The organism is uncultured Rikenella sp. (genome assembly GCF_910579375.1).
Lineage (GTDB): Bacteria > Bacteroidota > Bacteroidia > Bacteroidales > Rikenellaceae > Rikenella.
The window spans coordinates 1-15,483 of the sequence record NZ_CAJTUJ010000013.1; the positions used below are offsets into that span (position 1 = coordinate 1).

Consider the following 15,483-nt stretch of genomic DNA (forward strand, 5'->3'; position numbering starts at 1 on the left):
TCTGTTGCAACCAATAGCATTCACAGTATATTTTTGGCTTTCGATCCACCATACCTCTATCCCGGCTACGCGTACTTCCGTGGCCTGGGTCTTCAGTTGCGTTGCCTCTCGGAATAAACGGGAAAGGGAGTCGCGGTGGGCAAAGGGCTGAAACTACCCTAAGCCCCTACCCCCAACCCTCCAAAAAATAGCCTGCGCCCCGCAGAGTCCCCGACCATTCGAAATACGGAAGCCCTGCGAAGCGCCAAGCCTGATTTTACTAACAATAGCTAATTAAATAGAATGTCCGATAATTGATACACCCGAAATCGGATTCAAATTCCGTGCCACGCCCTGCGTAACGCCGAAAAACGGCCTCCGAAAGAACAGCCTGACGCCCGAATCCTTATCTTTGCACCGTTGCATCGAACCGCACGAACGGAACCACACATGCAGCAAAAACGTTCGACCGTCATGACTACATTTTTAATCTGTTTGGCCCTCCTCGTCGGCTCCTACTTCACCTACGCCCGTTATCTGGAACGGCAGTTCGGAGCCGATCCGAAAGCGGCCGTACCCTCCGAAACCCACCGCGACGGAGTGGACTATCTGCCCCTGCCCGCCTGGAAAACCTTTCTGATCCAGCTGCTGAACATCGCCGGACTCGGCCCCATCTTCGGCGCCCTGCTGGGGGCCATGTACGGCCCCGTCGCCTTCCTGTGGATCACCTTCGGAACGATCTTCGTCGGCGGCTTGCAGGACTACGCCAGCGGCATGATTTCGCTCAAAGAGGGCGGCGTGAGCTTTCCGGAGATCGTCGGACGCTACATGGGGCTGACCGTGCGACAAGTCATGCGCGCCTTTACCCTCTTTCTGATGGTGCTCGTCGGCGCCGTCTTCATGGTCGGGCCCGCCGGCATCCTCGAAGGATTCACCGGACTGAGTCAGTCGGTTTGGGTCTGGATCATTCTGGCCTACTACATTTTAGCCACTCTGCTGCCCATCGACAAAATTATCGGCCGGTTCTACCCGATCTTCGGCATCGCTCTGTTCGTCATGGCGCTCGGCATCTTAGGCGTGCTGTTTTTCGGGCCTTACGAGATTCCGAACCTCTCGGCCGCATCGTTCGGCAACTTTACGGCCAATCCGCAGGGATTGCCGATTATCCCCACCCTGTTCATTACGATCGCCTGCGGCGCCGTATCGGGATTCCACGCCACCCAGTCGCCGATGATGGCCCGGTGCGTCACCAACGAGCGACAGGGACGTCCCGTTTTCTACGGCGCAATGGTTTCGGAAGGGGTGATCGCCCTGATCTGGGCCGCCATCGGGATGGCCTTCTGGGGCGGAACGGAGGGGCTGAGCGAAGCGCTCGCGGCACACGGCGGGAACGCCGCCTGGGCCGTGGAGACGATTACCAATACCACGTTGGGCAAAGTCGGCGCCTTTCTGGCCCTGCTGGGCGTAGTGGTCGCCCCGATCACGAGCGGAGACACGGCTTTCCGCTGCGCTCGGCTCATTGCGGCCGACTTCCTGCACCTCGAACAGAAACACCTCCTGAAACGGCTTTATATCTCGCTTCCGATCTTTCTGGTCGGGGTGGCCATCACCCTCATGCCGTTCGAAGTCATCTGGAAATACTTCGCCTGGGCCAATCAGGTACTGGCTGCCATCTGTCTCTGGACGGTGACCGTCTACCTGGCCGTTCGGCGTCGACACTGGGCCATGGCTTTCCTGCCGGCCGCATTCATGACCTTTATCGTCTCCTTCTACATTTTCATCGCCCGCGAAGGAGTCGCAATGCCTTACTACACGGGACTGGCGATCGGTTCGGCCATCACGGTCGCGCTTGTGGGGACGATGGGGTGGTACGTGCGGAACGCCTGGCGCGGCCGGGTTGCAGCGAGTCTGTGATGCCGAGGGAAACGATTATCTTTGTCGCCAGATGAAAGTCACTCAAAAATTCGAGACCGGGAAGACCCGTTTTGCCTTTGAACTGCTGCCGCCGCTCAAAGGCGATAATATCGACACGATTTTCGACACGATCGAACGGCTGGCCCCTTACCATCCGTCGTATATCAACGTCACCTACCACCGCGAAGAGGTGAAGCTCATCGAGCGTCCCGACGGCTTGCTGGAGCGTCGGGTGGTACGCAAACGGCCGGGAACGGTGGGGATCGCCGCCGCGATTACGGCACGTTACGGCATCGACGTCGTTCCGCATCTGATTTGCGGCGGGTTTTCGAAGTACGACATCGAGGACGCCTTGATCGACCTGAGTTTTTTGGGGGTCGACAATATTTTGGCGCTGCGGGGCGACAATCTGCGCGGCGAACGGACGTTCCGGGCGGCGGAAGGGGGACACCTGCATGCGGAGGATCTCGTCCGGCAAATCATCCGGATGAATCGGGGCGAATACCTCGACTCGGAGCTGGAACACAGCGCTCCGACAAACTTTTGTGTCGGCGTGGCGGGCTATCCGGAGAAACACGCCGAGGCGCCGAATCTCGCCACGGACATCGCCCACCTGAAAGCCAAAATCGATGCAGGGGCGGAATATGTGGTGACCCAGATGTTTTTCGACAATTCGAAATATTTCGCCTACGTCGAAGCGTGCCGGGCGGCGGGGATCAGGGTTCCGATCGTCGCGGGGCTCAAACCTTTCACGACGAAATCGCAGCTCTCCTTGCTGCCGCAGACGTTCGGCATCGAACTGCCGGACGAATTGGTGCGGGCGGTAGAGGGGTGTCGGGATAATGCGGCCGTGCGGGAGGTGGGAATCGAGTGGGCGGTGGCGCAGGGGCGCGAGCTGATGGCGGCGGGAGTTCCCGCGCTCCATTTCTATACGATGGGCAAGGCGGATAATGTGGAACGGATCGCCCGGGCGTTGTTCTGAACCTCTCTTTTCTGCCGGTTTTCCCATCCGGTTCATCCGGTCTGTCCGGCATCAACGGTTTCGGGACAAACCCGGACAGTTTTCGAGTGCCTTTCGGCCCCGGGCTACCGCGGTCACGACGAAGGTATACTGGTGAATGTCGGTTACAGCGGGTTCAGTCGGTCTTCCGCTACGAACGATATCTACGGTCTGTACCTGGGGTTCGATTCGCAATACCTCTACACCTGCCGTTCGGACAATCGCGGCCACGGTTTTCAGTTGCGCTGCCTCTCGGAATAAACAGGGACGTATTGCTTGGGAGAGAGGCGGTTTAGGGTAAAGGCGGTCAGTAAAACGCCCTGCGGGCACGCCCCGGGCCTCCGCGGCGATGCCGATGCAGCGTTGTGGCACTCTGGCAATCATGGTTTCATTTGGGCTTCCACCATCAATGAAACCAAGGCTATACGCCTAGCTTTGAGTACTCGATACCTCGATTCCAATAATTCGCACACTCGCGCCCACGGTTTTCAGCTGCGTTGCCTCTCGGAATAAACGGGAAAGAGAACACCCGCCCCGGGCTACCACGATACAGGATCGGGTGGACTGGGCAACGTTGGCGGCTACGGGTTCAACTACTCGTCCGCCTTTAGCGGCACCGGCAGCGTATTTTTGCATTTCAGCACGCAGTACTTCAATCCCTTCAGCGTGGGTTACCGCGGCCACGGTTTTCAGTTGCGGTGCCGCTCGGAATAAATGGTGGAGGTGCTGTGTCTTTTTAATGGAAACTTCGTTTGAGAATTGCCTCCTGCGGTTCGCAGAACCGCGCGGGCCGGACGCCTCCCCCTCGGGAGGCCCGCAACGTTCGCAGGCTCACTGCGGTCACTCCCGGGCGTCCGACTCACCGAAACAATGCTCCGTTCACCGGTCAAAGCTGCCAAGTTCGGCCTTGTCGCTCCCATTCTGCGAGATTCGTCCTCGGTGCGCCTTTCCTCGCGCCGGTGCCTTCGGGCACTCCGATTGGGCAGCCTCTACCCCAATAAGAGGCCGGCGATCCCTCGCGGAATCGCGCTATTCGCTCTAAACCTATAGCAATTCGCCGCCAGCGGGGGCGCAACGAGCCCCGTCGAGTTGCAGCCCGCCGCGTGGGGTGGCGGCGGACTGCGCGACCCCAAAGGGTCGCAGAAGCTCAGCCCAAGCACTGCCCCGTGTTCGCCTCACTGCGGCTCCGCTGTCGCTCCGCCACTCTTTCGCGCGCCTACGCGATTCAACTATTTCGGCTCACCGCCGAAATAGTTGAATCGCTTCTTTAGGCGGGGCGCGCGACTGGGACACTGCCCCAGCTGGTACTGTTCTTTCTGTGAACAGAAAGAACCAAAGAAACTTTAAAGCGCATCCCTACGGGATGCTTTGGCCGGGTATACCCGCATGCACAAGACCTCGGCCCAAACAACCAGCAACCTCTATCCCAATAACGTACGACCGCCTCTGCCCAAATTCCAACACAACCTCTACCCAGCGTTTTTGTTCCGCGGCCATCTCAGCCCACGCCACAACGAAAAAGCGGCTCGCCTAATAGGCAAGCCGCTCCAAAACTACTGAAAATTCGTAGCCCCTAGGGGAATCGAACCCCTCTTCCAAGAATGAAAATCTTGTGTCCTAACCGATAGACGAAAGGGCCATCGTCGAAATGACAGTGCAAAGGTAGAACCATTTTCGGAAATTCCAAACGTCTGTCGAAAAAATCTCCTCTTCTTTTGATTCTGGAGCGTCAAAAACCTCCCGCAGCTCAGCATCCGCACCTTTCCGAAACAAAAAAGGCTTTCTCCTCAACGCGAGGAAAAAGCCTTTCGAACAAAGAGTGACGCCGACAGGACTCAAACCTGTAACCTTCTGATCCGTAGTCAGATGCTCTATTCAATTAAGCTACGGCGCCAATGCTTTCGCACCGCAAAAGTAGTCATTCTCCCGACATTTCCAAAATTTATATTCTCTATATTTGCAAAAATCTATCCGCACACCCATGAAAACGCTCCCCGAACTCGAAACAGCCCTCATCGCCGACGGCTACCGACTCACTCCGGACGAGGCACGGCATCTTCTGCACACAGCCGAGACCGATGCCCTGTGCCGAACGGCCGACCGGGTGAGACTCCATTTCATGGGCAACCGCATGGACACCTGTTCGATCATGAACGCCCGCAGCGGCCGTTGTTCGGAAGATTGTAAATGGTGCGCCCAGTCGGTTCACCATCGGACGAAAATCGACGTCTACCCCCTGACCGACACCGCCGAAGCCCTGCGCCACGCCCAAGACAACCACGACAAAGGAGTCGGCCGGTTCTCGTTGGTGACCAGCGGACGCGCCATGACCGACCGCGAAATCGGACAATGCGCCGCCATCTATCGCGCCATCGCGGAACGGATGCCGGGTTTCCAAAACGGACACCTCTGCGCCTCGATGGGACTGCTGACCCGCAAACAGCTGCAAACCCTGAAAGAGGCCGGCGTCGGACACTACCACTGCAACATCGAGACCGCTCCGTCCTATTTTCCACAGCTCTGCACGACCCACACCTTCGACGAAAAGCGCCGCACACTGCGCTGGGCCCGGGAAGCCGGGATGCGGATTTGCAGCGGCGGAATCATCGGCATGGGCGAAACGGCGGAACAACGGATAGAAATGGCCTTCGCCCTGCGCGAAATCGGCGCAGACTCGATCCCGATCAACGTACTGAACCCGATTCCGGGCACGCCGCTCGAAAAGACTCCGCCCTTGTCCGACGATGAGATTTTACGCACCTTCGCCCTCTTCCGCCTGATCCATCCGCAGGCCCATATCCGCTTTGCCGGCGGCCGAACACTGCTGCGGCGCGAAGTACAGGAACGCGCCCTGCGCGGCGGCGTGAATGCCGCAATCGTGGGCGATCTGCTCACCACGATCGGCTCCGGAGTGGCCGAAGACCGCGAAATGTTCCGACAGTGCGGTTTCGCGGAATAACGGATTCCGCCGGGTACAAAAAATCGCGTTTTTCATCGGGACGGCCCTATTTTAGGAACGGATTTTGCATCCCTCCGACACAGGCACAGGCAGATCCAACCCCACCGGCCGAATCCCATTCATGTTCCGCAAGATCGTCAAATATGCGCTGCGTACAGCGGCCATTCTGCTCGGAATGGTCGTCCTGCTTATCATCGCGCTCTATCTTCCGCCGGTTCAGCACTTCATCAAGAACAAAGCCGTCGCTTACGTCTCCGAAAACTTCGGCATGCAGCTGTCCGTCGAACGGTTGCGCCTCCGCTTTCCGTTGCGACTGGCCGTGGACGAGGCCCAAGCCGTGACCACCGAGGACGACACCCTGTTCCAATGCACCGCCCTGCGCGCCGACATCGCCCTGTGGCCCCTGCTGCGGAAAGAGGTCGTCGTGCGGCAGTTCGAATTCGACGAGACTTCGTTCCATCTGGACGACACCACCGGCGGCCTCGACCTGAGAGTCCGCGTTCAGAAGCTGGCCCTGACCGCCGACCGGGTCGATCTCGCCCAACAGACCGCCCACATCCCCTCCATCCGGCTGAGCGGAGCCACCGTCGGCCTGACGCTGAGCGAAGCCCGGCCCGACACCACCGAAACGGATACGACAGCCGCTCCGCTGCGATGGAAAATCGACGCCGACCGGCTGCTGTTAGACCGAATCGCGTTTACGATGCAGAATACATCGCCCGAAAGCGACCTGAAAGCACGGATCGAATCGGGCGAAATCGCTGCGTGCGCCGTCGATCTGGGCGATCAATCGGTCAATGTCGGTCGATTGAGTCTCGACGGCGGAGGATTCGCCTACCTGAGCGACACGACCGCGTCGCCCACTCCCGAACGAAGCGCCGAACCGTCCGACACCACCGCGACCCAACCGTGGAGCATACGCGCCGGGGCGATTCGCGTGGGAGCATTCGCCGTCCGCTACGGACTTCCGTACGGAGCGCCCCGGGCCGGTTTCGACCCGAATCACATCGTCATCAGCGGTCTCAACATCGCCATCGACTCGGTATTCAATCGCGGAACGGAGGTACGGGCGACCCTTGCCGACCTGAACTTCACCGAACGCTCCGGTCTCGCGGTCACCCGAACCCGCGGCGACATCCGGATGGACAGTACGGGGTATGGGCTGAGAGCGTTCCGGTTACAGACCTCCGCTTCGACGATCCGAGCCCAGGCCGTCGTCGGGGCCGGAATCGCCTCGATGGAGCCTGCCACACCGATCGACGCCCGCATCGACATGACCTTAGGGGCCTCCGACCTCGCTCGTTTCATCGAATGGAACGACACCCTGCGGCGACAGCTGAGAAATCGCTCTCTCACCGTGGGGGCTCAGATCGGCGGAACGCTGAACAAGCTGAATCTGAATCGTTTTTCCGTCGAACTGCCTCGCGTTTTCGCCCTCCGGGCCAACGGCTCCGTGCAGCAGCCGACCGACCCGGAAGGAATGCAGGGCCGGATCGCCCTGAGCGGCGAACTGACCGATCCGCAATTCGTTTCGCCCCTGCTGCCGGACGGCATCACGCTGCCCCGGATGCGGCTGCGCAGCGACCTGCGGGCTGCCGCCGGGCGGTTCGAAGGCCTCGCGACCCTGTGGGCCGGAACCGGCAAACTGACCGCCGAAGGTTCGTTCATCCCGCGCAGCGAACGGTACACAGCCCGGATCGAAGCGGACAGCCTGCCGCTCTACGCCTTCCTCCCGACCGACTCGTCGAACATCGCCACCTTCGCCATCCGGACCGCAGGGCACGGTTTCGACCCCTTCTCGCCGCAAACGACCGCCAATATCGAGACACGGATCGTTCAGGCCGTCTACGACCGGTTCGACTTCAGCGGCCTGTCGCTCACCGCCGCTCTGGCCGACCATCGGTTCCGGGGACGGTTCGTCGGCGAGAACCGGGCCCTGAACGCCGACCTGCATTTCGGCGGGCTGCTCACACGAGCCCGGCAGGAGGCAAGCATCGAGGGGCGGATTGCGCAACTCGATCTCGAACGCATGCACCTCGTCGCCCAACCGGCCAACGCCTCGTTGCGGCTCCGCGCCGCAGCATCGGCCACCGAGACCAAAGCCTACACGGCGACCGTCGTCCTCGACACCGTCCGGGTACGCTACGGCACGTTCGAAAACACGGTGAACCGCACGACCCTGACAGCCGAAGCCGACTCGGCACATGCCCGGGCAGATGTCTCGTCCGGCGACCTGCAACTGACCTTCCGGTCGGCCGTTGGGCTCGACTCGCTGGCCGGCGGTTTCGACCGGGCGATCGCCGAAATCCAACGCCAGATCCGCGCCGGCCGAATCGACGCCGACACCATCGGATATACGCTGCCTCCCTTCTCGCTCGACTTCCGGGCCGGACGGAACAACATCCTGAACAACTATCTGCTCGCCCGGGGAATGGGCTTCGGGCAGGCCACGCTGACGGGGAGGACGACGCACGGCAAACCGTTCGGCATCCAGGCCGAAATCAATCGTTTCTCGACCCAGGGAATCGTCCTCGACACCATCAAGGCCGGCATCGGCTCCCGGAACGGCCGCCTGCGCTACTTCGCCCGACTGGGCAACCGGCCCGGCAATATGAACCGGCTCGGCTCGATCTTTCTCGACGGCAACGCCTCCGGCAACTCGGCTCTGGTCAGGCTGGTGCAGCTCGACCGGCAGGGGCGCAAAGGGCTCGACTTCGGCCTTCGCGGAACGCTGACCGACAGTGCGGTGACGGTGAACCTCGTACCGCGCCGGCCCGTCTTCGGATTCTCGGAATGGTCGGTCAACGGCGGCAACTACGTCCGCTACGCTTTCGACCGGAGCCTGACCGCCGACCTGCGGATCCAACGACCCGGGCAATCCTTCTCGCTGCAATCGTCCACGGCGAGCGACATGCCCGCCGGCAGCCTCCGGTTAGGAGTCACCGGGTTCGACATCGCAGGCGCGCTGAACCTCCTGCCCAAAGCTCCGCCGGTCGGCGGGCGATTGGGGCTCGACCTGACGTTCGGGCTGGCCGACAGTCTGCTGGCCGCCCAAGGAACGATCGCCATCGACACCCTCCGCTACGAAAACCGTTCGGCGGGCGACATCGGCCTGCGTCTCGCCTACCGGGGCGAAGCCCACAACGGACAACAGGGTTCGGCCGACCTCTCGATCAACCGCCAGCCCGCCCTTTCGCTCGCCGGACACTACCATCCGGCCGACACGGCCCGGGCCGTGCGACTGACGGCCGACCTGCCCGGCATTCCGCTGGAGGTGCTCAATCCGTTCCTGCCGGAAGGCTCGGGCAGTCTGACCGGAAAGCTCGCCGGACACATCGAAGCCGACGGCCCGACCGACGCTTTGCAGCTGAACGGCTCGTTGCAATTCATCAAAACAGCCGTCGACGTGGCCGCCATCGGAACCCGGTTCGGCATTTCGGGCAACCCGATCCTCCTGCAAGGCGGACGGGTACTGCTCAACGACTGGGGCCTGATCGCTCCCAACCGACAGCCCCTGACGGTGAACGGCTATATCGACCTGCACGACTTCCAACAGATCGCCACCGACCTGCGCATCGAAGCCTCCGACTTCCAGCTGGTAAACGTGGAAAAGAACATGAGCGCAATGGTCTTCGGCCGGGCGAGCGCCGACCTCTCGGCCCGGATGCGCGGGCCGTTAGATGCGCTGAACATCCGCGGCAATGCCACCCTGCTGACCGGCACCGAGGTGACCTACGTCATGCGGGAGTCGCCCATGAGCGTCCGCGACCAGTCCCAGAACGTGGTGAACTTCACCTCCTTCAACGACACCACGACGGTCTACGGCGTGCGGCCTCCGGCGATCATCCGCCCGACCGGGATCGACATGCTGATGAACGTCTCGATCGACCCCGACGTCGAAATTTCGGTCTACCTGTCCGAAGACGGCCAGAACCGCATCGACCTGCAAGGGGGCGGCACGCTCACCTATGCGATGAACCGGCTGGGCGACACCCGTTTCGCCGGGAAATACGAACTCTCGGGCGGTCGCGTGCGATACAGCCCGCCGGTGATCTCGACCAAGGATTTCGCCATCTCGCCGGGCGGCTACGTGAGCTGGACGGGCGATATCGCCGATCCGACCTTCTCGATCCGGGCGGCGCAGACGCTCCGCACGACCGTCACGATGGAAGACCAGACTTCGCGACAGGTGACCTTCCGGATCATCATCGCCATCAGCGGCTCGATGCAACAGCTCGACGTGGGGTTCGACCTCGCCGCGCCCGAAGACTTGACGCTCCAGAACCAGCTGGCCTCGCTGACGCCGGAACAGCGCCAGAACCAGGCAATGAGCCTCCTGATCTACAACACCTACACCGGCCCGGGCACTTCGGCCAAGGTCAATACGGGGAATCCGCTCAATTCGTTCATCGCCAAAGAGCTGAACCAATGGGCTCAGAACAGCCTGCCGGGCGTCGATCTCTCGTTCGGCGTCGACTCCTACGACGATCCGGCGGCAGGGCCGGGCGGCACCCGAACCGACTACTCCTACAAGCTCTCGAAGAAATTCTTCGACAACCGGGTGCGGGTGGCCGTGGGCGGCAAGGTGACGACGGGCGACCCGAACCAGAACGCCGCCGAGAACCTGATCGACGACATCTCGCTGGAGTACCAGCTCACGCGGCGCGACAACATGTACCTGAAGGCGTTTCGCGAGACCAACTTCGAGAGCATTCTGGAGGGCGACGTAACCGAAACGGGCGTCGGGTTCGGCGTGCGCAAGAAGATTCTGAAACTGGGCGACCTGTTCCGGCTCACCCCGGAGAAAAAAGAGGTGAAAGAGGCCCGCAAGGCGGCCCGACAGGAGAGACGCGAAGAGAGACGCCTGCAACGGCAGGCCGAGAAAGAAGAGGCGACCCGTCCCGCCGAACCGCAGACCACTCCAAACGAACAACCCCGATGAGACACCTTTTCCGACATATCCTCTGCTCCACCCTGCTGCTGGGCGGCCTGGCCGCCTTCGTTTCGTGCTCGACCACCCGGCGGCTGGGCAAAGGCGAAGTGCTCTACACCGGCGTCCGAAAGATGACCTTCACGCCGGCCGAAGACAGCCTGCGGATTCCGGCCGAAGTGATTTCGGCCGTCCGGCAGCCGCTGAACGTGGCCCCGAACAACGCGCTGTGGTCGCCCTACTGGCGAACCGGCATCCCGATCCGGCTCTGGGCATGGAACTACCTCTACACGCCGAAAGAGAAAGGGTTCAAATACTGGTTCTACAAACGGCTGGCCAAGCCGCCGGTGCTGATTTCGAAAGTCCGGCCCGAACTGCGCGTCAAGGTCACCGAACAACTCTTCGAAAACCACGGCTACTTCGACGCCCACGGCAGCTACGAACTGGTGCCGAGCAAACACAAACCCGACCAGAAAGCGAAAGTGAACTACCGGTTCACCGTTTCGGCGCCCTACACCTACGACTCGATCGAGTATCTCACGGCTCCGGGCCGGGTGGGACGCATCGTGGACAGCCTGCACGCCGGGACGCTGCTCCGCAAAGGGGCGGTCTACAACCTCGACACGCTGGTGGCCGAGCGCAACCGGATCGCCACCACGCTGCGGAGCTTAGGTTATTACTACTTCCGTCCGGAGTACATCGCCTACGACGCCGACACGACCCAGGCGCCTTACCGGGTATCGCTGCGGATGCGGCTGGCCGACGGGATTCCGCCCGCCGCCATGCAGCCGTACCGAATCGGGAACGTACAGGTGACGCTGGTCAATCCGGTGCCGGGCCCCTTCGACACGATGACCCTGGGCGACGTCCGGGTGCGCTACCAGCAGCCGCTGAAGATCCGCCCGCGCATTCTGGCCGGCACGATCCGCCTGAAACCGGGCCAGATCTTCAACGTCGAAGCCCAGAACCGAACCCAGAGCGACCTCAACAAGCTGGGGATATTCAACTCGGTGAGCCTCTCGGTGCCGCCGCTGGACTCGCTGCACGAGGGCCAAGACTCGCTGAATGTCCACATCTACGCGGCGTTCGACAAACCGATGCAGGCCGAATTCGAAGCCGACTTCAACTCCAAATCGAACAGCTATCTGGGGCCCGGAGTGACTTTCGGACTGCGACACAACAACATTTTCAAGGGGGGCGAGGTACTGGCCCTCAATCTGACGGGCTCTTACGAGTGGCAAACGGGGAACAAGAGCCAGTACGAAACCCGGCCATCGGCCGTCAACTCCTATGAATTCGGCCTGAACGCCTCGCTGAGCGTGCCGCGCATTCTGGCGCCGGGCTTCCGCTACCGGGGCTTCACCTACCCGGCCCACACGACCTACAAGATCGGAGCCGACCTGATGAACCGGCCGAAATACTTCCGGATGCTCTCGCTGAACCTCTCGGCGGGATTCGACTTCCGGACATCGCCCTACAGTTCGCACAACCTGACGATCTTCAAACTGACCTACAACCGGTTGCTCCACACCTCGCACGTCTTCGACTCGACGATGCAACAGAATCCGGCCGTGGCGCTGAGCTTCAGCAACCAGTTCATCCCGGCCATCATCTATGCCTACACCTTCGACCGGCTGTACGGCTCGCGGCAGCGGAACCGGTTCATCTTCCAGGGGACGGTCACCGAGGCCGGAAATATCTTGGCGGGCCTCTACGGCCTCTTCGGGTCGCACGGCGAGAAACGGCTCTTCGGCAGCCCCTTCTCGCAGTTCGTCAAGGGGACGGCCGAGGTGAAGTGGTACCACCGCGTGGGACTGGACAACTGGCTGGTTTCGCGGTTCCTGATCGGCGCAGGCTATGCCTACGGCAATTCGAAAGTGATGCCCTACAGCGAGCAGTTCTACATCGGCGGGGCGAACAGCATCCGGGCTTTCACGGTGCGGTCGCTGGGCCCCGGGAGCTACCGTCCGCCGAAGGAGATGGTGAACGGCTACTGGGATCAGACGGGGAGTTTCAAGCTGGAAGCCAACGTCGAGATGCGGTTCAAGATCATGGGCCGTTTGGGAGGCGCCGTTTTCGTGGACGCGGGTAATATCTGGCTGCTGAAAAACGACCCTCAACGCCCCGGAGGCGTGCTGCGGGCAAAAAATTTCTGGAAAGAGATCGCCCTCGGAACGGGCGTCGGGCTGCGCTACGACATCAGCGTGCTGGTGCTCCGGCTGGACATGGGGATCGGCATCCACACGCCGTATCCGAATCCGGACAAGCGAGGCTATTACAACATTTCGAAATTCAAAGACGGACTGGGCCTCCATCTGGCAATCGGCTATCCTTTCTGATGCGAGCCGTCGGCCGCGGCGCGCGACAGGTAGAGCTCCGTGAGCCGCGCCACCGCATAATCGCCCAGCCGCGCCACCGGAATCACGCACCATCCCTCGGGCCACTCGCCGGCCGTCAGATCCGGAAGCTCGATCCGATGGAAGGTCGCATGGATAATGCGGTGCGACAAGACGTGCTTCGGCATCCGCACCGCCCCTCTCCACACCCAATCCGTTCCGTCGACCGGAAGCGGCAAAGCGTCGAAATCATACTCTCCCTCCGTCTCGACGAGCGGAAATTCGTACAGCCCCCGCCAAATATCGTTCCCCTCGCGTCGGCAGACCACCGTCCGCCCCTGCCGGTCGACCAGATGCAGGTAGTTGAACCACCTCGGCGTCTGCACCGTCCGCCCCTGCTTGACCGGCCGCTCGGCCACCGTTCCGTTCCGCCGGGCCAGACACGCCGTCCCCAACGGACACGCCTCGCACTGCGGCGACCGCGACGTGCAGACCAACGCCCCGAGCTCCATCACCGCCTGATTGTACCGTCCGGCCCCCTCGCCCTTTCGCCCGACCGTCTCCAGAAACTCCTCCAGCAGCCTCTGTGCCGCCGCAGCGAACTCCTTTCGTCCGGCCGTCGTGTCGATCGGCGTATCGATATCCAACAAACGGCTCGCCACTCGATAGACATTCCCGTCCACCACGGCATACGGCGCATCGGTCGAAAACGAGACGATCGCCGCCGCCGTATAATCCCCCACTCCGCGCAACGCCCGGACAGCCGCATAGTCCGTCGGAAAAACTCCTTCGTGCCGCTCCGCGACCTGCCGGGCCGCCGCATGCAGGTTGCGGGCCCGGCTGTAATAGCCCAGCCCCTGCCAGAGCTTCAGCACCTCGTCCTCGTCGGCCCCGGCCAGATCGACCGCCGTCGGAAAACGTTCGACGAAACGAAGATAATACTCCAACCCCTGCGCCACCCGCGTCTGCTGGAGGATCACCTCCGAGAGCCATATCCGATACGGGTTGCGCGTCTCGCGCCACGGCAGCGGACGGTGATTTTCGATATACCAGTCGATCAGAGCGTTGAAGTCCATAGAATCAAAAAAGGAAATCGGCCGAAAAATTATTTCCCCTCCTCCCCACTCTCCGTCGGCCCGGTCAGCGACGCCACGCCGAGCCGCGCAAAGCGGATCAGGTCGTCCGGAGCCAGCGCGATCTGCAACCCCCTCACTCCGGCGCTGATGTAAATGCGATCGAACTGCCGGCAACTCTCGTCGATAAAGGTCGGAAAAGCGCGCTTCATCCCGATCGGCGAACAGCCGCCGCGGATATATCCGGTCGTTTCGAGCAGCTCGCGGAGGTGGATCATCGCCACGCTCTTATTGCCCGACACCCGCGCCGCCGCCTTGAGGTCGACCTCGCGGTCACCCGGAATCACACAGACCAGTATCCCGTTCCGGTCGCCCCGCAAGACCAGCGTCTTGAAGACCTGCCGGACATCCTCGCCCAGCTGTTCGGCCACATGCACCGCATCCAGATGCTCCTCATCCACCACGTAAGGCACCAGTTCATACCCGATTCCCGCCCGGTCGAGCAGCCGGGCGGCATTGGTTTTCGTCACTTTCATAAATATCAACGATTCAACAGCCGATCCGCGAAACGACACCCCTCCGGCAGGCACTCCAACAACCGCACCAACCCCTCCGTCAAGCGTTCCAGCGCCTCCGGAATGCGCCACTCCGACCGCGGATCGCCTGTCCGGTTCGACAGCGCGCGCAGTTGCAGAAACGGCACCCCCTCGTCCCGACACACCGCAAAGAAAGCGGCCCCTTCCATCGACTCCACCGCCTCGCCCCCGTGCAGCGGCAGCGGCGAACAGGCACTATTGGCCGACCGGGCCGCCACCACCCGGAAACGATCCTTCAACGCCCCCACATAGGGACAAGACACGGGCTGCGCCTCCGGCAGCTTGTCGAACGATTCGAAACGGCCCGTCTCGGGCCTCCATGCGCCGATATCGGCCTGCCGGTCGCTCCCGACCAGAACAACATCGTCCAACGTCAGCGACGTGCCGGGCAATATGCCCGCAATCCCGGCTTGTATCGCCAGACAGGGCCGCCCCTCGCGAACCGCCCGCGAAACAGCCACCCCGGTCGCTCCGGCTCCCATGCCGCCGACCATCCACCGCACGGGCCGGTCGCCGAACCGATCGCCCACCCGGGCCCGCAACGGTCGCTGTTCGAGCTCCGTCGCCGTAAGGAGAAGAATGGAAGGTATCATAATTCAATCAATCCGTCCTACAAAGATAACTCGCCCCGGCGATTCCCGGCACCTTCCGAGGCAGAAACCGATGACATCCCTTATCTTTGCACCGTTATTTTTC

Annotated in this window: 9 protein-coding genes and 2 tRNA genes; 6 read left to right on the top strand and 5 right to left on the bottom strand. The window is 61.7% G+C overall.

All coding sequences use genetic code 11. From position 1 onward, the window contains the following. The first annotated feature begins 453 nt into the window (after window positions 1-453). From QZ302_RS02585 to QZ302_RS02595, 3 genes are all read left to right on the top strand, one after another. A complete protein-coding gene (locus QZ302_RS02585) occupies window positions 454-1,893 on the top strand; it encodes a carbon starvation CstA family protein (RefSeq protein WP_294592147.1) in 1,440 nt (479 codons plus the stop codon). Between the two features lie 31 nt (window positions 1,894-1,924). After that, window positions 1,925-2,875, top strand: a complete 951-nt coding sequence (gene metF / locus QZ302_RS02590; RefSeq protein ID WP_294592149.1) for a methylenetetrahydrofolate reductase [NAD(P)H] — start codon at window positions 1,925-1,927, stop codon at window positions 2,873-2,875. A gap of 132 nt (window positions 2,876-3,007) precedes the next feature. Next, window positions 3,008-3,154, top strand: a complete 147-nt coding sequence (locus QZ302_RS02595; RefSeq protein WP_294592151.1) for a hypothetical protein — start codon at window positions 3,008-3,010, stop codon at window positions 3,152-3,154. Window positions 3,155-4,460: 1,306 nt separating this feature from the next. Here the strand turns inward: QZ302_RS02595 and QZ302_RS02600 are convergent. Further along, window positions 4,461-4,532: transfer RNA gene (locus QZ302_RS02600), tRNA-Glu, on the bottom strand. A gap of 181 nt (window positions 4,533-4,713) precedes the next feature. Continuing rightward, a tRNA-Arg gene (locus QZ302_RS02605) sits at window positions 4,714-4,787 on the bottom strand. 87 nt (window positions 4,788-4,874) lie between these two features. Here QZ302_RS02605 and bioB point away from each other — a divergent pair. The 3 genes from bioB (at window position 4,875) to QZ302_RS02620 (ending at window position 13,121) form a co-directional block, all read left to right on the top strand. After that, entirely contained in the window at window positions 4,875-5,852 is a 978-nt protein-coding gene (gene bioB, locus QZ302_RS02610; RefSeq protein WP_294592154.1) for a biotin synthase BioB, read from the top strand. A gap of 121 nt (window positions 5,853-5,973) precedes the next feature. Further along, the gene (locus QZ302_RS02615) at window positions 5,974-10,794 is read left to right on the top strand and encodes a translocation/assembly module TamB domain-containing protein (RefSeq protein WP_294592156.1); all 4,821 of its coding nucleotides are present in this window, start codon (window positions 5,974-5,976) and stop codon (window positions 10,792-10,794) included. Then, window positions 10,791-13,121 carry a BamA/TamA family outer membrane protein gene (locus tag QZ302_RS02620; RefSeq protein WP_294592159.1) on the top strand — a complete coding sequence of 777 codons (2,331 nt, stop codon included), beginning with the start codon at window positions 10,791-10,793 and terminating at the stop codon, window positions 13,119-13,121. The genes QZ302_RS02615 and QZ302_RS02620 overlap by 4 nt, the downstream gene beginning before the upstream one ends. On the opposite strand, the gene mutY is transcribed toward QZ302_RS02620, so the two are convergent. Genes mutY through QZ302_RS02635 form a run of 3 tightly spaced genes read right to left on the bottom strand, consistent with a single transcriptional unit; the run spans window position 13,109 to window position 15,380 of the window. Then, complete coding sequence (gene mutY, locus QZ302_RS02625; RefSeq protein WP_294592161.1) at window positions 13,109-14,194, bottom strand: A/G-specific adenine glycosylase; 1,086 nt, start codon at window positions 14,192-14,194, stop codon at window positions 13,109-13,111. The two genes, QZ302_RS02620 and mutY, sit on opposite strands and share 13 nt — an antisense overlap. Before the next feature lie 29 nt (window positions 14,195-14,223). Then, window positions 14,224-14,727 carry a Cys-tRNA(Pro) deacylase gene (gene ybaK, locus QZ302_RS02630; RefSeq protein ID WP_294592163.1) on the bottom strand — a complete coding sequence of 168 codons (504 nt, stop codon included), beginning with the start codon at window positions 14,725-14,727 and terminating at the stop codon, window positions 14,224-14,226. A gap of 5 nt (window positions 14,728-14,732) precedes the next feature. Beyond that, window positions 14,733-15,380 (bottom strand): hypothetical protein, encoded by a 648-nt coding sequence (locus QZ302_RS02635; RefSeq protein WP_294592165.1) that lies wholly within the window; start codon window positions 15,378-15,380, stop codon window positions 14,733-14,735. Between the last annotated feature and the right edge of the window lie 103 nt (window positions 15,381-15,483).